The following is a 16,708-nucleotide window of genomic DNA, read 5'->3' on the forward strand; positions in this document are numbered from 1 at the left end:
CCCTTTAAGGATTACTCAATGTTCTGGATCTGCTCGCGCATTTGCTCAATCAATACCTTGAGTTCAATGGCGGAGTTAGTTACTTCGGCATTAATAGATTTTGACGCCAGCGTGTTAGATTCGCGGTTAAACTCCTGCATCATGAAGTCCAGCCGGCGGCCTACCGCTTCTTTTTTCTTCAGGATGTTATAGGTTTCTTTAACATGCGCTTCCAGACGGTCGAGCTCTTCAGCGACATCAATGCGCTGCGCCATCATTACCAGCTCTTGTTCCAGGCGGTTATTTTCAAGCTGCACCTGCGCTTCTTCGAGTTTTGAAACCAGGCGCTCGCGCTGCCACTGGAGAATTTCTGGCATATGCGCGCGCACTTTGGCGACTTCTACGCTTACGCCTTCCAGGCGCTGCTCAATAAGCGCTTTCAGCGCCTGGCCTTCGGTTTCACGCGCCACGATGAAATCGTCGAGCGCGCCGTCCAGCGCGGTGAGGATCTCAGCGGCGATGGTGTCCAGATCCTGCTCCTGGGCGGCCATCACGCCAGGCCAGCGCAAAATATCGACCGGGTTAATTTCGCCTTCGTCGCTTTGCAGTTTTACCCAGTTAGCGGCAGAAACCAGCTGTTTCGCCAGTTTTTCGTTAAGGATCAATTCACCCTGTGCGCTGGCGTCGGGTTCAAAGCGCAAGCTACACTCGATTTTGCCGCGTGTCAGACGGGTACGGATGCGTTCGCGCACCACGGGCTCCAGGCTGCGGAACTGCTCCGGCAGACGGAAATAAGTTTCCAGGTAGCGCTGGTTCACTGAACGCAACTCCCAGGTGGCGCTGCCCCAGTCGCCCTTAATTTCTCGCCGGGCGTAGGCGGTCATACTGCGGATCATAGAAGTACCCGTTTTCTGAAATGAATGAGGGGATTATAGCTACCACCGGTCACTCATGATAGGAATAAGCGCTTTCAGCCCGTATAATGCGCAGCCACATTCGTTAACAAGCCGGAGATAAGCCCATGCGTCCAGCAGGCCGTAGCGCATCTGAAGTGCGCCCAGTTACCCTGACCCGTCATTACACTAAACACGCAGAAGGCTCCGTGCTGGTTGAGTTTGGCGATACCAAAGTGCTCTGCACCGCATCCATTGAAGAAGGCGTGCCGCGCTTTTTGAAAGGTCAGGGCCAGGGCTGGATCACCGCCGAATATGGCATGTTACCGCGCTCCACCCATACCCGTAACGCCCGTGAAGCAGCAAAAGGCAAGCAGGGCGGCCGTACGCTTGAAATCCAGCGTCTGATTGCCCGCTCGCTGCGCGCGGCGGTAGATCTCAAGGCGCTCGGTGAATTCACCATCACCCTGGACTGTGACGTGATTCAGGCTGATGGCGGCACCCGCACCGCCTCTATTACCGGTGCCTGCGTTGCGTTGGCCGACGCGCTGAACGCGCTGGTGGCTGCCGGCAAGCTGAAAACCAATCCGATGAAAGGCATGGTGGCGGCAGTATCGGTAGGTATCGTCAAGGGCGAAGCGGTGTGCGATCTGGAATATGTCGAAGATTCTGCCGCAGAAACCGACATGAACGTCGTTATGACCGAAGACGGACGTATGATTGAAGTGCAGGGCACGGCGGAAGGCGAGCCCTTCTCCCATGAGGAGTTACTCACCTTGCTGGCGCTGGCCCGCGGGGGAATCGAATCGATCATCGCGTCGCAGAAGGCGGCGTTAGCAAACTGATTTTTAAGGCGACTGAAGAGTCGCCTTTTTTATGCCTGCAATATGCTATCTGAGGAGCAAAGCCATGAAACCGTATCAGCGCCAGTTTATTGAATTCGCCCTTAACAAACAGGTGCTTAAATTTGGTGAGTTCACGCTGAAATCCGGGCGTCAGAGCCCTTACTTCTTTAACGCCGGTTTGTTTAATACCGGGCGCGATCTGGCGCTGCTGGGCCGTTTTTATGCTGAGGCGCTGGTCGATTCCGGCATCGATTTCGATTTGCTGTTCGGCCCTGCGTATAAAGGCATCCCTATCGCTACCACCACGGCGGTCGCGCTGGCCGAGCATCATGAGCGTGACGTGCCGTATTGCTTTAACCGCAAAGAGGCGAAAGATCACGGCGAGGGCGGCAGCCTGGTCGGTAGCCCGCTTCAGGGGCGCGTCATGCTGGTGGATGACGTGATAACCGCAGGCACTGCGATCCGTGAATCGATGGAGATAATCCAGGCGAATGGCGCGACGCTTGCGGGCGTCATGATTTCGCTGGACAGGCAGGAGCGCGGACGCGGCGAACTCTCCGCGATTCAGGAAGTGGAGCGGGATTACGGTTGCCAGGTCATTGCCATTATTACACTCAACGACCTCATTGATTATTTGTCAGAGAAACCGGAGATGGCGAACCATCTGGCGGCGGTAGAGGCGTATCGCCAGCAATACGGCGTCTGATAAAAAATAAAAGGCCGGATATCCGGCCTTTTTACATTTCCTGCTCTGCGTTTACTGCAACTGCGCGGCCAGCAACGGCCAACGCGCTTCAAAGTCCGCCGTCGGGCTGTAGCGGAATTCGCTGCGTACAAAGCGCGACAGCATGCCTTCACAAAACGCCAGCAGCTGGCTTGCCAGCAGCGCTTCGTCAGTGACATACCCTTCGCCTTCACGCATTTTTTTCTCACGCAGCACCTGGCGCAACTGGGCTTCTATACGTTCAAAGAGCTGATTAATGCGCCCCTGCAAACGATCCTGTTCAAACATCAACGCATGTCCCGTCAGAATGCGGGTCAGCCCCGGGTTGCGCTCGCCGAACCCGAGAATGAGCTGCACAATCAGGCGCAGACGGTTAAGCGTCTCTTTTTCATCTTTCAGAATCAAATTAATGCGGGTGATCAGGCTGTCTTCGATAAATTCAATCAGGCTGTCGAACATGCGGGTTTTGCTGGGGAAGTGGCGATAAAGCGCCGCTTCGGAGACGCCAACGGAAGCCGCGAGTTTAGCGGTCGTAATACGTTGGCTACCATCGCTGGATTCAAGCATCTGCGCCAGAGACTGAAGTATTTCTTCGCGACGGTTCCTTTTCGCGGTTTGTTTTTCTGCCATGTTCTAAAATACCCCTGAAAAATAAACACTTGCCAGGCGAGCATCCACAAAGCGTCCGCAGGCCCTCGCCTGCGGCAATCTGTTCGCTTTATTTAACTTAAGGAATGCGCGTATACGCGGGCGGGTTTATTTACGCCCGGAATGACCGAAACCGCCTTCACCGCGATCGGTAGCGGTAAACTCTTCTACCAGATTAAATTCCGCCTGCACGACCGGTACAAAAACCATTTGCGCGATGCGCTCGCCAGGCTCAATGGTGAAGCTCTGCTGGCCACGGTTCCAGACGGAAACCATCAGCTGGCCCTGGTAATCGGAATCAATAAGCCCGACCAGATTGCCCAGCACGACGCCATGTTTATGCCCGAGGCCTGAGCGCGGCAGAATAACAGCGGCGAGCGTTGGATCGGCGATATGAATGGCGAGGCCAGTTGGCAGGAGCGTGGTCGCACCCGGCGCCAGTTCAACGGACTCGTCCAGGCAGGCGCGCAGATCGAGGCCTGCTGAGCCAGAGGTGGCGTACGTCGGCAGCGGGAATTGCTCGCCCACACGCGGGTCCAGAATCTTAACGTCGATTTTTTTCATCATAACGGGTAACAATCTCGTCCAGTAAACGTTGGCCAAGGAGCGCCTTCCGCTCAAGCGGTAAGACTTTATCTCCCTCCTGCCAGAAAAGATGCAAAGCGTTGGTATCGCTGTTAAATCCCTGACCCGCTTGCGACACATCGTTGGCGCAAATCAGATCAAGGTTTTTACGCAGGCGTTTTTGCCGCGCATATTCTTCCACATTATTTGTTTCGGCAGCAAACCCGACAACATAAGGACGATTTTCCACAAGCGCCGCGACGCCTGCGACAATATCAGGGTTTTTCACCATTTTTAGCGTGAGTTCGTCGCCCTGTTTTTTTATTTTTTCGCTGGAAATCGTTTCGGCGCGGTAATCCGCCACGGCCGCGCAGCCGATAAAAATATGCTGCTGCGCTGCACGTTGCTGAACGGCGGCTTCCATCTCCAGAGCGCTTTCCACATCAATGCGTTCGACACCCGCTGGCGTCGATAAGTTGACCGGCCCCGACACCAGCGTGACGCGCGCGCCGCGCGCGCTGGCTGCCGCCGCAATAGCGAAGCCCATTTTACCGGAGCTGTCGTTGGTGATGTAGCGCACCGGATCAAGCCGCTCACGGGTCGGACCCGCGGTAATCATGATGTTGAGATGTTGCAGATCGTTGACAGGGGCGAAGTGGTTAACGGCGAGGTCCACAATCTCCAGCGGATCGAGCATACGGCCTGGCCCGACATCACCGCAGGCCTGGCTGCCGCTGTCAGGGCCCCAGATATGCAGACCGCGCGAGGCAAGCAGCGCAATATTGTGCTGCGTCGCGACGTTACGGTACATCTGCTGATTCATTGCAGGAACGACGGCGACAGGCGAGGGCGTCGCGAGACAAATCGTCGTGACCAGATCATTCGCCATACCCGCCGCAACGCGCGCGATGAGATCCGCCGTCGCGGGTGCCAGGATGACTAAATCGGCCCATTTACCAAGCTCAATATGGCCCATAGCGGCCTCGGCGGCCGGGTCGAGCAGGCTGTCTGACACAGGGTAGCCGGAAACGGCCTGCAGGCTCAGCGGCGTGATAAACGCTTTTGCCGCTTCGGTCATGGCGACGCGCACTTCTGCGCCCCGCTCACGCAAACGCCGCACCAGTTCCGGCGCTTTATACGCCGCAATACCGCCGCTGACGCCCAAAACGATTTTTTTACCGGCAAGCCCCATTGTCTTCTCTTCCTGTCGCTTTCTGGAAAGCGGGCATTTTATCACAATCCGAAAAACTGCGCGGCGGTATGAAATTTAAACTTTGCGAGACGTTACGCAGGGATCGATACACGCTGTCGCCAGCGACTGACCGCCTGCGCATAATGGCAAACAAAACAGGGCAAGGAAGACGATAGCTGTCATGGACAACGGGCCGCGAGAAAAACTGATGCGATACGGCGCCGCCGATCTCAACGATGACGAACTGCTGGCAATTTTCCTGCGAACCGGGACGCCGGGTGCAGACGTGCTTACGCTGGCGAAGCGGCTGTTGCTGCATTTCGGATCGCTCTACAGCCTGCTTTCAGCAGACTGGCAGGCATTTCAGGGCTTCAGCGGCATTGGTACGGCGAAATATGTGCAACTTAAAGCCGTGGCCGAACTGGCGCGGCGTTATTACGGCTCACGGCCCTCGCAGGAAACGGCGCTATTGAGCCCGACTATCACGCGCGAGTTTCTGCAAAGCCAGCTTTCAGCGCTGGAACGCGAAGTGTTTCTGGTCGTCTTTCTGGATAATCAGAACCGTGTTATCAGGCAAAATACGCTGTTTACCGGCACGCTCAGCCATGTCGAAGTGCATCCGCGCGAAATCGTCCGCGAGGCGGTGCGGCTCAACGCTGCCGGAATTATTCTGGCGCATAACCATCCTTCCGGGCATGCCGAGCCCAGCCGGGCGGACAAACTGGTCACCGAGCGCATCGTGAAAAGTTGTCAGCTGGTGGATATTCGGGTGCTTGACCATCTGGTCATTGGGCGTGGAGAATACGTTTCTTTCGCCGAACGTGGGTGGATATAAGCCAGACGTGGCGATCCTTAGCGATCTTTATTTGTTCGGGACTTGAGCAGACGGTCCCGGCAGCGTATACTACGCCACCTTTGAGAATCTCGGGTTTGGCATGTGGGCCTGGCAATGCGAGTTCCATTGAACCGCCAGACTGGGCCATCAGGCCTGACGAGGCTGCCAATACCCTATACGAAGCTCGAGCTAATTTGATTTTTGGAGAATAGACATGTCCCGAGTCTGCCAAGTTACTGGCAAGCGTCCGGTGACCGGTAACAACCGTTCCCACGCACTGAACGCGACTAAACGCCGTTTTCTGCCGAACCTGCACTCTCACCGTTTCTGGGTTGAGAGCGAAAAGCGTTTCGTTACTCTGCGCGTATCTGCTAAAGGTATGCGTGTAATTGATAAAAAAGGCATCGATGTAGTTCTTTCTGAACTGCGTGCCCGTGGCGAAAAGTACTAAGTACTTAGAGGAAATAAATCATGGCTAAAGGTATTCGCGAGAAAATCAAGCTGGTTTCTTCTGCTGGTACTGGTCACTTCTATACCACCACGAAGAACAAACGTACTAAGCCGGAAAAACTGGAACTGAAGAAATTCGATCCGGTTGTCCGTCAACACGTTCTCTACAAAGAAGCTAAAATCAAATAAGATTTTAGTCAGATTTGTACAAAAACCCCGCTTCGGCGGGGTTTTTTGTTTTCTGCGTTGTCCCCATATCTATCCTTACTGCTTCTGTTAACTCACGCGAGAAACGCTATGCCTGAATTACCTGAGGTGGAAACCAGCCGTCGCGGGATTGAGCCGCATCTGGTTGGCGAAACCATCCTGCACGCCGTTGTGCGCAATAGCCGGCTACGCTGGCCAGTTTCTGATGAAATCCATGCGTTAAGCGACAAACCCGTCCTCAGCGTGCAGCGTCGCGCTAAATATCTGCTGCTGGAGCTGCCGGACGGCTGGATAATTATTCATCTGGGCATGTCCGGTAGCCTGCGTATCCTGCCGGAGGAGCGCCCGGCCGAGAAACACGACCATGTCGACCTGGTGATGAGTAACGGCAAAGTGCTGCGCTATACCGATCCGCGCCGCTTCGGCGCCTGGCTATGGACGCGCGAGCTGGAAGGGCATAACGTCCTGGCGCATCTGGGGCCGGAGCCGCTCAGCGAGGCGTTTAACGGCGCGTATCTGCATCAAAAATGCACGAAAAAGAAAGTCGCTATCAAACCCTGGCTGATGGATAACAAGCTCGTGGTAGGCGTCGGCAATATCTACGCCAGCGAGTCGCTGTTTGCCGCCGGGATCCACCCCGATCGGCTGGCCTCGTCATTGTCAGAAAAAGAGTGTGAACTACTGGCGCAGGCGATCAAAGCGGTACTGTTGCGATCGATTGAACAGGGCGGTACGACGCTGCGTGATTTTCTGCAAAGCGACGGCAAGCCGGGCTATTTTGCGCAGCAGTTGCAGGTCTACGGGCGTGAAGGCGAACCGTGTCGGGTCTGCGGCGCGCCGATTCTGGCAGGGAAACATGCCCAGCGCCGTACCTACTGGTGCCGACGCTGTCAGAAGTGATTAACGCAGCTTCTCCAGCAACGCCTGGTGAACATGCGCAGGCAGGAAGTGGGAGACATCGCCCTGATGGCGCGCCACTTCCTTCACCAGGCTTGATGAGATAAAGGACCACTCTTTCGAGGGCATCAGAAACACGCTCTCAAGCGAAGGCATCAGATGGCGATTCATATGCGCCAGCTGCATTTCATACTCGAAATCACCCGCGGTGCGCAGGCCGCGTACCAGAACATTCGCCTGCCGGGTCTGCGCAAAGTTCGCCATCAGATCGCTAAAGCCGGTCACGCTGACGTTCGGCAGATGCGCCGCCGCCTGCTGCGCCAGCGCCACGCGCTCATCCAGCGAAAACATGGTCTTTTTATGCGGGCTGGCGGCCACCGCCAGAATCAGTTCATCAAACATGCTGGCCGCACGAGTAATAATATCGAGATGACCGTTAGTGATCGGGTCGAACGTACCTGGATAAATCGCGCGAGTGGTCATAGCGTTACTTTTCCGTATAGCCGCGGTTTAGCGCCCACAGCTCGGTATATTTGTTGAAGGTGTACTGGGCGTTCACCACGGCCAGCAGCCAGCCCTGACGGCCATCCAGCACGCCTGCGCGCAGCAGAAGCGTCTTGCAGAATGCGGCCAGCGTATGTCCGAAAATCCCCGCTACCGACACCTTTTTGCCCCTCAGATGACGTTCCTGAGCCCAGGCGGTGGCGTAGCCTAACTGCTTGCGCTGAAAACCCGCGAAATCCCGGCAGGTCAGGTGCAGCAGATCGCCCTGCAGGGCGACCACGCGCGCATCCGGCGCGTCGAGCGATTCGTGCACCAGATTATCATTATAGCGATAGCGCTCGCGGGCATAGAGGCGGGTGACGCGGTCCGGATACCAGCCGCTGTGGCGCATAAAGCGGCCCAGAAACAGATTGCGGCGGGCGATGCTGTAAACCGTCTGCGGATCGGGATTTTCCAGCACCTGACGAATCGCCTGGGCCAGTTCTGGCGTCACGCGCTCGTCGGTATCGATCATCAGAATGTAATCACCGCTGGCGTGCTGCTGAGCCCGCTGGCGCTGAACGCCGTAGCCCTGCCAGTCGGTTTCGACGAACACGTTCGCGCCGGCTGCCGTCGCGACAGCGACAGTCTCGTCGCTGCTGCCGGAATCCAGCACCACGATTTCATCAGCAAAGGCCACGGAGGCGAGACAATCCGGCAGCAGCAGCGCCGCGTTTTTGGCGATCATCACCACCGAGAGACGCGCGCGCATCAGTGGCTCCGCTGCGGAAGGTACGGCTGCAGCAGCTGCAACAGACGCTGTAGCGCGCCTTGGTTCTGGTGCAGCACTTCGACCGCATGACGGCCATACCACAGACGATAGTCCTCGTCAGTCAGCAGCGTGGAGATCTCTTTTACCAGCGAATCGGCGCCGGTCACCGTGATAAGTCCGTCGGCTTCCTGCAATTTGGCGCAGATATCTTTGAAATTAAATGTATGCGGGCCCATCAGCACGGGAATGGCGTGGGCGGCGGGCTCCAGTGGATTATGGCCGCCGCGCTCGACAAGGCTGCCGCCGACAAACGCGAGATCGGCGATGCCGTACAGCAGCATCAGTTCGCCCATCGTATCGCCAATCACCACCTGGGTACTGCCAGAGGGGATTTCGCCGGTACTGCGCAGCGTAAAACTAAAGCCCGCTTTTTGCACCATATCGCGGGCGTCTTTAAAGCGCTCCGGGTGGCGCGGCACCAGAATCAGCAGCAGATCGGGAAAGGTTGCCAGTAGCTGGCGATGCGCCTGCAGAATAATCGCCTCTTCACCGTCGTGCGTGCTGGTGGCTATCCAGACCTGGCGACGCGGCGCCCACTGACGGCGCAGCGTTACCGCGCGAGCCGCCAGTTCCGGCGTCACGGAGATATCAAACTTCAGGCTGCCGGTCACGGCCAGCTGGTTACGCTTGAGGCCAAGCGCGGTAAAGCGGCTGGCGTCTTCATCATTTTGCGCGGCGATCAGCGTGATTTTCGACAGTAGACGGCGCATAAATCCACCGAGTTTTTGATAGCCCTTCGCGGAACGTTCGGAAAGCCGCGCGTTAGCGATAACCAGCGGAATTTTGCGCTGATGCAGCGCGGAAATCATGTTCGGCCACAGTTCGGTTTCCATCACGATAACCAGCTTCGGGCGCACGGTTTCCAGAAAACGATGCATCGCGCAGGGCAAATCGTAAGGCAGATAGACGTGATGTACATCTTTGCCGAACGCCGACTGTACGCGCTCAGAGCCCGTCGGCGTCATGGTGGTGACGGTGATCGGCAGAGAAGGGTAGCGGTGGCGCAATGCGCGCACTAGCGGGATCGCGGCCAGGGTTTCGCCCACCGATACGGAGTGCAGCAGAATACCGTCCGGCAACACTTTTCCCTGACAAAAGCCGTAGCGTTCCCCCCATCGTTTGCGATAGGCAGGGGCTTTACGGCTGCGGAGCAGAAGCCGCACCCAGACAAAAGGCTGTATCAGGTAGAGCAGAGCGGTATACAACGATTCCAAGCTAATATCCGTTATTTTCTTTATCGGCGGGCAAATTCTAAGCATTTAGCCCGGTTAAAGCTATTGTTTTGGCGCCAGCCGACGCGTTTTGCCTGCCGGAAGTATACAGATAAGCGGGAAGAGGAAGAAGCGGGCGGCGGCAACCGCCTGCCGTGTCAGGCTGTAACGCAGAAGAAATCAGGGAACGGCTTTTTTTACTCCATCCAGATGGCAGGCAATACGTTCCGAAAAGCCCCCGAAACTGTCTCTGGTGATAAAGGCGCAGGCCATATTATGCCGCCTGCGCCCGCCGGTTTTTAGCCCGCCATTTTTTTCAGGCGGAAATAGCGACGACCCAGACGCCAGCGCTGCTTAAAGCCGCGCGCGTTCTTCCAGATCATCTCCCAGATGCCCCGCTCGAAAAGCTCACGCGTGATTTCACGCTTCTTCTGCGGATTTTCAATATTATTAATGCTGTGCAGGATCCCGAGCCCTTCTTTGGCGATTTGCCAGTGGCATGCCGGTACGCGTTTCACCTGCTCCGGGTAACGTTCATTAATCGCGTTCAGCATCTCCAGAATCTTCATATAGTGGCGAGCCGATCGCATCCGCGTGTCGTCCGTACCTGGCGTATGCGACACCGAGGCTGAGTGGATCAGGTAGTCATACAATGTTTCGTCGATGTACTGTACCCGCTGCGCTGTCAGCAACACTTCGGTAGTCCAGGGAATATCCTGATGGCGCAGGCCATGTTCGAAGCTAAAACCGTGGCGTTTAATAAAGTCGTGGCGATAGATATTAAGCCAGGTGACATGCAGGAATTTGCGCGAACTGAGTGCCATCTGCAGCCAGGTTGGGCCGTCCAGGACACCGGTTGAAGAGAGGCGATCTGACGGAAAAATTTTCTTCGCCGGGCGGCCGTCGTCATAGATATAGGTGCCGTTGCAGGTTGCGACATCAAGGTCATTCTGCGTGGCGATATCCAGCAGACGCGGGTAAAGCGTCGGGTAGATAACGTCGTCGATATCCGGAAACGCCAGATATTTCCCCTGCGCCAGCGCAAGGCCGGTATTGCGGGCCGCGGATACGCCCTGGTTTTCCTGTTTCACATACTGAAAAAGAGGAAACTGCGCGCGATAGCTTTCGGTGATTTCTGCGGAGCGGTCGGTCGACCCGTCGTCCACGACGATAAGCTCAACGCTTTCCAGTTGCTGACTTTTGATGCTGTCAAAAAAGGCGCTCAGGAATTTCTCGCCGTTATAAACCGCGACAATAATACTCAGAAGAGGGGTATCAGACATGCTTTCTCCGTTGGATACCGGGTCGTACAGGCAAACCGCATCGCCTGACGTATGGCTTATTGACCGCTTACCGGGGCGGTGGTTCGCCAGCGTGTTGCTCCAGTTGCCGCTTATTATCTATGAAGTGGTAAAGAAAGCCACAGGCACGCGTCCGTTTGCGGGTGCATTACCTTTGCGTGTTGTGTAAGGTGCCTGCCAGTGATGGCGAAACCATGATGTGCAAGCGGGTTGCCCGCGCTTCTTTGGCGGGAGAAAAACTGCGAAGCCTTCATAAAGCCAAAGGTATACTTGTCAGCGCCGGACAGGCCGGTCAATAACAGGAAGATTATGCACATCGTTCATACCGAAGCGGACGGCGGGAAAGGTGGTCAGCCGCTGCGTATTATCAACGAATCTCTTGGCATGCAGTCACGCGGACACCAGGTCACAATTGTGTGTCCTGCAGAAGTGCCGCTCAGCACGCTGGCGCGGGACGCGGGCCTGACGGTTGTCAATCTGCCCATTAAGCGTAAAAAAATCGCTAACCTGCTGCGTCTGCGCGCCTGGCTAAAACACGAGGCGGGACATATTGATGTCATCAATAGTCACAACTCCGTAGATACCTGGCTTGCGGCGCTGGCCTGCGCGACACTGCGTCACGCGCCGCCGCTGGTGCGCACACGCCACGCCTCGGGCAAACCGCGTAATAACCGCGGCACCCGCTGGCTCTTCGGCACCGCCTGCGCGCATGTGGTCACGACTGGCGAGGCATTGCGTCATCAGCTTGAGGATATCGGCGTTCCGCTTTCACACAGCACCTCGGTTCCCAGTGGGGTTGATACGGCACGCTTTAAGCCCGGCGATAAAAACGCGGCACGCCGGCATTGCGGGCTGAGAGAAGAGGATTTCTGGCTGGGTGTGGTCTCGCATCTGCGGCCTAACAAGGGCCACAGCGTGTTGTTGCAGGCGCTGGCGCAAATCGATAACCCGCGTATCCGACTGGCGATTGTCGGCGAAGGGCCGCATCGCGCCGCGCTGGAGCAGGAGATTGTCGCGCTGGGGTTGCAGGAGCGCGTGCTAATGGCTGGGCATCGCGCCGATCCCGAAGCCTGGTTCCCGGCGTTTGATATCGCGCTGAGCCCGTCGCACGATATGGAAGGCGTACCGCAAGGAGTATTGCAGTCGCTCGCCTCGCGCGTGGCGACGATCGCTACCGACGCGGGCGGCACCGCGGATGCGGTCATTGATAACCAGACGGGTGTGCTGGTGGGCCAGCGGGATGCGCAGGCGTTAAAAGCCGCGATTATGCGGCTATATGACGACGCTGCGTTGCGCGAGCGGCTGGCGCAGCAGGGTTACGATTACCTGCGCAGCCATTTCACGCGCGACTGCATGCTGGATGCGATGGAACAGGTCTTCCGGAACGCCAGCCGTCAGGCCAGCAATTCCCGGTAAAGCGCGTTGAGTTCCTGGGCCATTCGCTCCAGCGTCCAGGGCTCCGCGGTACGTCGCGCCGCAGCGGCGTAATCTTTCCCTGCCGCGCGGCCCGCGAGCCACTCCCCGACCGCCAGGCTGTAGCCGGACGCGTCCAGCGCGTCACGCACCCAGCCGTTTTCGCCTTCCTGCACCCACTCTGCCGCGCCACAGCCGTGGCTGGTTAACAGCGGCAGGCCGCAGGCGAGCGCTTCGACGCAGACATTGGGGAACGGATCGTAGAGCGTCGGCAGGATCAGCGCGTCGGCGCTACCGTACACCGTTTTGATGTCCGATACGGGGCCGAGGAATTTCACGCGAGCCGCTACGCCGAGCTTGCGCGCCAGCGCCTCGAAGCGTCGCGCGTGCTTGTCACGTCCGGCGACTAACAGCCAGACAGACGGATGGTTGACAATCGCCTTCAGCGCAACGGCGACGCCCTTACGGGCGAAACCGGAACCGACGTAGGCCAGCACCGGCGCATCGTCAGGAATGTTGAGCTCGCTGCGTAGTGAGTGCTCACGTACTGATGGATGGAATACCGACGTATCGACGCCGTTATAAATGACCGTGAGCTGGTGGTCCGCAAGGCCGAAGCGGCGGGCAATATCGTCACGCACCATCTTCGAATTACAGATCACTTTACGAAGCTGAGGATGCATAAACATCTCGCGCTCCGCCTGAAGAATGTAGCGGTGGTACGCGCTGAACGCCTGCGCCCAGCGCGCCAGCGGCGACTGGATGCGCTGGTACTGCTCCAGCCAGGCGGCATGGACGCCGTCACCCGCGCGGAAAATCGTCGCGCCGGGAATGCGCTCATGGCTCTGCACAATATCGAATGCCGGGAACTGCGCGGCGGCAGCGGCGGCGAAGCCCGCCTCGCGCGCCTTGCGGTTGCGAAACGGCGGATTGACCGTCAGCGTCTGCCAGCCCGCGCCGCTTTCCCACTGGCGGGCAATCAGCGTGACATCCAGCTCGCCGCTTTGCGAAAGCACATTCAGCGCGCGCGACACAAAACGCTCGGCGCCGCCGTTGGGGTTCCAGGTCTGCCTGACAATCGCAAGCTTCATGCAGGCGTTTCCAGCAGCAGGGTATCAATGGCGCTCAGCACCTGTTGAGGCGCAATCGCGGTGATGCAGTCGGAGACGCCGCTGTCGCCACAGCCCGCTTTGCCGCAGGGCTGGCAGGTGAAGCCTGCGGTAATCACCCGATGCGAGACGCCCCACGGCGCCCATTTAATCGCGCCGGTCGGCCCGAAAATGGCGACGGTCGGCGTGCCGACGGCGCTCGCCAGATGCATAGGCATGGAGTCCACGCCGAAATAAACCCGCGCGTGCTTCATCAGCGCGCCAAGCTGTTTGAGATTCAGCTGGCCGCTCAGGTCGAATACCGGCTGCGTCAGGGCGGCGCGTAGTTTATCCATATACTCGGTTTCTTCGCGTGAAGGGGCGGCTGAGAGGATCACCGGCAGCCCGCGGCTTGCCAGCGCATCGACGGTCGCCGCCAGCGCAGGGATATCCCAGGATTTAAACATCCAGCGCGAGGTCGGATGCACAAGAATGTACTCGCCGCTCTTGAGGCCGAACGCCGCCAGTTTTTCCTGGATAAAGGCTTCCGCCTCATCCCCCGGCACGAACAGCGTACGCTTATCGTCGCGGGTGGCCGGATGAATGCCGATACGGCGCAGCGCGTCGAGGTTAACCTCCACCATATGGCGCGTATTGTCCTGAATCGCCGGATAAAGTGTGGTAAAGGATTTCACCCAGCGGCGGCGCGCAAAGCCGCTGCGCTTGTCAGGGCGAAAGCCGACAGAGACGCGCGGCTTCAGCAGGCGTGCCAGACGGGCGCCGTGCCAGTGTTCGGTCAGGTTGATCAGCACATCGTACTGGCGCGCCTTCAGCGTTTTCACCAGCCCACGATAGAGCCGGAGCTGCTTTAGCAGCCCTTGTTTGCGCCAGTTACGCCCGATGGTGTGTACCTGATCGATGTGCGGATGGCTGGTGAGCATCGCCTGGGTGTCGTCATAGACCAGCGCGTCCACTTCGGCCTGCGGATACGCTTGCTTAAGCACCGTAAAGCAGGGAGACGTCAGCAGCACGTCGCCGTGGTGGCGCAGCTTAATAATCAGAACCCGCTTCGGCGGTTGTTCGGGCGAGAAAAAGTCAGGCATGGGCACTCTCTGAAACGGAAGTTTCCCCGTTAAGCCAGGGACGCAGTTGTTCGAAAACGGTTGTTGCGGGCAGGGCGGCGAGATCCTGAGAATGGGGCGGGCGGCAAACAAACTGGTTCTGCCCATATCCGCCAATAAGCCCCGGATCGGTCGGACCATAGAGCGTGAAATTCGGGCGATCGAGCGCCGCCGTCAGATGGCTCAGACCGGTATCCACCGATACCACAAACCGTGCGCCCGCCAGCTGGTGGGCGACCTGTTCAAGCGTCAGGCGCGGGAGCACCTGAACATACCCGAAACCTTCAGCAAGTCTTTTCGCTCGCGCTTCTTCGTGCGGCGCCCCCCATGGCAGCCGGATTTGCAGGCCGGTCGTGCCCATCAGCGCGATAAGCTCGCGCCAGTGCGCTTCCGGCCAGTGCTTTTCATCACGCGTCGTGGCATGCAGGAACACAACATAGTCCCCGGCGGCGTCAGCAGGCTCACGCAAAAAATGCGGCGCGATGGCGTAATCGCCCTGCGCGGCGGGCTTCGCGTAACCGAGGCTTTTGGCGAAGAGTTCACGGGTGCGCTCCACGGCGTGTTGCGCTTTGGCGATATGGTGGCGGCGGTTGTAGAACAGGCTGGCGAGCGGTTCGCGCGCCGTCTGCCAGTCCATGCCATGCTTCAGACCGCGCGCCAGACGCGTCACCAGGGCTGCGCTTTTCACCAGCCCCTGCGCGTCGATGACGGCGTCATATTTTTCCGCCCGCAGGGCGTCGCGAAAAGCGCGGCGCTCGGACTTCACCGGCGCGGAAAACCACGCCTTGCGCCAGCGGCGGATGGCCACCGGGAGCACGCGATCGACCGCCGGATGCCACGAAGGGATCTGCGCGAACCCTTCTTCCACCACCCAGTCGAAGCGAATATCCGGCATCGCCTGCATCGCGTCGGTTAACGCGGGTAGCGTGTGGAGTACATCGCCCATCGAGGAGGTTTTCACAACAAGCACCCGCATCCTCACGCTTCCTCGTTCAGCAGCAGTTCGTTGAGCGTCTCAAGTACGCGCGCGGGCGTAATGTCGATCAGGCTCTGGTGATAACCTTCGGCGGCGTCGCCTTTGCGCACTTTGTGGTAGCCGGTGATAAGACGAATGACTTTCGCTTTATGGGACAGCGGCGGCGTGAAATCCGGGCTGCTCGGGCCATACAGCGCGACCAGCGGACGGTCGAGCGCGGCGGCTACATGCATCAGGCCGGAATCATTAGTGACAATCGCTTTACAGGCGGCAATCAGCGCCACGGCCTGTTCAAGCTGGGTTTCGCCCGCGAGATTACGGCACCACGCCTGCTGTTCGACGCTCAGCGCCGCGAGGATTTCATTACCTGCTTCGTTGTCTTTCGCCGAGCCGAACAGCGCCACCTGATACCCTTCGTCAATCAGCTCTTTCGCCAGCCCGGCGTAGTGGTAGTGCGGCCAGCGTTTCGCCGGGCCGAACTCCGCACCCGGGCAAAAACCGATGATCGGACGCTCCGCGGAGAGCGCGAACTGGGCGCAGGCCTGGCTTTTTTCCGCGTCCGTCACCAGCAACTGTGGCCAGAGTAAAGGCTGCGGTAAATCTTTCGCCGACTGCATCACACCGTTGTCGTAAGCCAGCGCGACGTAACGCTCAACCATCAGCGGCCAGGCCTGTTTATCCAGCACGCGAATATCGTTCAGCAGGCCGTAGCGCATCTCGCCGCGCCAGCCGGTGCGGTGCGGGATACCTGCAAAAAACGGTACGAGCGCAGATTTAAACGAATTCGGCAGCACATAAGCGCGATCGTAGCGGCGCTCGCGCAGGCTGCGCCCCAGACGACGGCGCTCGCCGAGCCCCAGCGCGCCATGGCCGAGAGGCATGGGGATCGCCTCGTTCACCTCCGGCATGCGCGACAGCAGCGGACGGCACCACGCGGGCGCCATCACGTCGATGATCGCCTGTGGATAGCGAGCCTTGAGCGTGCGATAGAGACTTTGCGACATCATCATGTCGCCCACCCATGACGGGCCGATCACCAATATTTTCAT

At 58.3% G+C, this 16,708-nt stretch carries 20 protein-coding genes; 8 read left to right on the forward strand and 12 right to left on the reverse strand.

Annotation, left to right across the window (positions count from 1 at the left end; genetic code table 11):
- Window positions 1-11: 11 nt before the first annotated feature.
- Entirely contained in the window at window positions 12-875 is an 864-nt protein-coding gene (locus AFK63_RS18850) for a YicC/YloC family endoribonuclease (protein ID WP_038866540.1), read from the reverse strand.
- 125 nt (window positions 876-1,000) lie between these two features.
- Here AFK63_RS18850 and rph point away from each other — a divergent pair, with 125 nt between their 5' ends.
- Together rph and pyrE are read left to right on the forward strand one after the other, a co-directional pair.
- Window positions 1,001-1,717 (forward strand): ribonuclease PH, encoded by a 717-nt coding sequence (gene rph, locus AFK63_RS18855; RefSeq protein ID WP_038866542.1) that lies wholly within the window; start codon window positions 1,001-1,003, stop codon window positions 1,715-1,717.
- A 64-nt stretch (window positions 1,718-1,781) separates the two neighbouring features.
- Window positions 1,782-2,423 carry an orotate phosphoribosyltransferase gene (gene pyrE, locus AFK63_RS18860; protein ID WP_038866543.1) on the forward strand — a complete coding sequence of 214 codons (642 nt, stop codon included), beginning with the start codon at window positions 1,782-1,784 and terminating at the stop codon, window positions 2,421-2,423.
- A gap of 51 nt (window positions 2,424-2,474) precedes the next feature.
- Here the strand turns inward: pyrE and slmA are convergent, their stop codons facing one another.
- The 3 genes from slmA to coaBC all read right to left on the reverse strand — a co-directional run bounded on the left by slmA (window position 2,475) and on the right by coaBC (window position 4,845).
- Window positions 2,475-3,071, reverse strand: a complete 597-nt coding sequence (slmA, locus tag AFK63_RS18865; protein WP_038866546.1) for a nucleoid occlusion factor SlmA — start codon at window positions 3,069-3,071, stop codon at window positions 2,475-2,477.
- A gap of 126 nt (window positions 3,072-3,197) precedes the next feature.
- Window positions 3,198-3,656 (reverse strand): dUTP diphosphatase, encoded by a 459-nt coding sequence (dut, locus tag AFK63_RS18870; RefSeq protein ID WP_038866548.1) that lies wholly within the window; start codon window positions 3,654-3,656, stop codon window positions 3,198-3,200.
- Window positions 3,634-4,845 (reverse strand): bifunctional phosphopantothenoylcysteine decarboxylase/phosphopantothenate--cysteine ligase CoaBC, encoded by a 1,212-nt coding sequence (coaBC, locus tag AFK63_RS18875; protein ID WP_038866550.1) that lies wholly within the window; start codon window positions 4,843-4,845, stop codon window positions 3,634-3,636. The genes dut and coaBC overlap by 23 nt, the downstream gene beginning before the upstream one ends.
- Window positions 4,846-5,026: 181 nt before the next feature.
- On the opposite strand from coaBC, the gene radC reads away from it, so the two are divergent.
- The 4 genes from radC (at window position 5,027) to mutM (ending at window position 7,237) form a co-directional block, all read left to right on the forward strand.
- Window positions 5,027-5,680 (forward strand): RadC family protein, encoded by a 654-nt coding sequence (gene radC / locus AFK63_RS18880; protein WP_038866551.1) that lies wholly within the window; start codon window positions 5,027-5,029, stop codon window positions 5,678-5,680.
- Window positions 5,681-5,894: 214 nt separating this feature from the next.
- Complete coding sequence (gene rpmB, locus AFK63_RS18885; RefSeq protein WP_004388471.1) at window positions 5,895-6,131, forward strand: 50S ribosomal protein L28; 237 nt, start codon at window positions 5,895-5,897, stop codon at window positions 6,129-6,131.
- A gap of 20 nt (window positions 6,132-6,151) precedes the next feature.
- On the forward strand, window positions 6,152-6,319 hold the full coding sequence (rpmG, locus tag AFK63_RS18890; RefSeq protein ID WP_003024094.1) for a 50S ribosomal protein L33: 168 nt from the start codon (window positions 6,152-6,154) through the stop codon (window positions 6,317-6,319).
- Between the two features lie 108 nt (window positions 6,320-6,427).
- The gene (gene mutM, locus AFK63_RS18895) at window positions 6,428-7,237 is read left to right on the forward strand and encodes a bifunctional DNA-formamidopyrimidine glycosylase/DNA-(apurinic or apyrimidinic site) lyase (protein ID WP_038866554.1); all 810 of its coding nucleotides are present in this window, start codon (window positions 6,428-6,430) and stop codon (window positions 7,235-7,237) included.
- On the opposite strand, the gene coaD is transcribed toward mutM, so the two are convergent.
- Genes coaD through waaA form a run of 3 tightly spaced genes read right to left on the reverse strand, consistent with a single transcriptional unit; the run spans window position 7,238 to window position 9,712 of the window.
- Window positions 7,238-7,717 carry a pantetheine-phosphate adenylyltransferase gene (gene coaD, locus AFK63_RS18900; protein WP_038866555.1) on the reverse strand — a complete coding sequence of 160 codons (480 nt, stop codon included), beginning with the start codon at window positions 7,715-7,717 and terminating at the stop codon, window positions 7,238-7,240. It lies immediately after the preceding gene.
- A gap of 4 nt (window positions 7,718-7,721) precedes the next feature.
- The gene (locus AFK63_RS18905; RefSeq protein WP_038866558.1) at window positions 7,722-8,489 is read right to left on the reverse strand and encodes a glycosyltransferase family 2 protein; all 768 of its coding nucleotides are present in this window, start codon (window positions 8,487-8,489) and stop codon (window positions 7,722-7,724) included.
- Window positions 8,489-9,712: a lipid IV(A) 3-deoxy-D-manno-octulosonic acid transferase gene (gene waaA, locus AFK63_RS18910; protein WP_236613135.1), complete on the reverse strand. Its 1,224-nt coding sequence runs from the start codon at window positions 9,710-9,712 to the stop codon at window positions 8,489-8,491. Before waaA ends, AFK63_RS18905 begins: the two co-directional genes overlap by 1 nt.
- Between waaA and AFK63_RS21695 the strand changes: the two genes are divergently transcribed.
- On the forward strand, window positions 9,605-10,063 hold the full coding sequence (locus AFK63_RS21695; protein WP_236613136.1) for a hypothetical protein: 459 nt from the start codon (window positions 9,605-9,607) through the stop codon (window positions 10,061-10,063). The genes waaA and AFK63_RS21695 overlap by 108 nt on opposite strands.
- Here AFK63_RS21695 and AFK63_RS18920 read toward each other — a convergent pair.
- Window positions 10,060-11,043 (reverse strand): glycosyltransferase, encoded by a 984-nt coding sequence (locus tag AFK63_RS18920; RefSeq protein WP_038866564.1) that lies wholly within the window; start codon window positions 11,041-11,043, stop codon window positions 10,060-10,062. The two genes, AFK63_RS21695 and AFK63_RS18920, sit on opposite strands and share 4 nt — an antisense overlap.
- Before the next feature lie 327 nt (window positions 11,044-11,370).
- Here AFK63_RS18920 and AFK63_RS18925 point away from each other — a divergent pair, with 327 nt between their 5' ends.
- Window positions 11,371-12,477, forward strand: a complete 1,107-nt coding sequence (locus AFK63_RS18925; protein ID WP_038866565.1) for a glycosyltransferase family 4 protein — start codon at window positions 11,371-11,373, stop codon at window positions 12,475-12,477.
- Here the strand turns inward: AFK63_RS18925 and AFK63_RS18930 are convergent.
- From AFK63_RS18930 to rfaF, 4 genes are read right to left on the reverse strand one after another with little or no spacing between them, the layout of a single operon-like run.
- On the reverse strand, window positions 12,456-13,565 hold the full coding sequence (locus tag AFK63_RS18930) for a glycosyltransferase family 4 protein (RefSeq protein WP_038866568.1): 1,110 nt from the start codon (window positions 13,563-13,565) through the stop codon (window positions 12,456-12,458). The two genes, AFK63_RS18925 and AFK63_RS18930, sit on opposite strands and share 22 nt — an antisense overlap.
- Complete coding sequence (rfaQ, locus tag AFK63_RS18935; protein WP_038866570.1) at window positions 13,562-14,665, reverse strand: putative lipopolysaccharide heptosyltransferase III; 1,104 nt, start codon at window positions 14,663-14,665, stop codon at window positions 13,562-13,564. The genes AFK63_RS18930 and rfaQ overlap by 4 nt, the downstream gene beginning before the upstream one ends.
- Complete coding sequence (gene rfaC / locus AFK63_RS18940; RefSeq protein ID WP_038866572.1) at window positions 14,658-15,659, reverse strand: lipopolysaccharide heptosyltransferase RfaC; 1,002 nt, start codon at window positions 15,657-15,659, stop codon at window positions 14,658-14,660. The genes rfaQ and rfaC overlap by 8 nt, the downstream gene beginning before the upstream one ends.
- Window positions 15,660-15,661: 2 nt before the next feature.
- Window positions 15,662-16,708 (reverse strand): ADP-heptose--LPS heptosyltransferase RfaF, encoded by a 1,047-nt coding sequence (rfaF, locus tag AFK63_RS18945; RefSeq protein WP_038866574.1) that lies wholly within the window; start codon window positions 16,706-16,708, stop codon window positions 15,662-15,664.

Origin of the sequence: Cronobacter muytjensii ATCC 51329, assembly GCF_001277195.1 — a bacterium.
Taxonomy (GTDB): domain Bacteria; phylum Pseudomonadota; class Gammaproteobacteria; order Enterobacterales; family Enterobacteriaceae; genus Cronobacter; species Cronobacter muytjensii.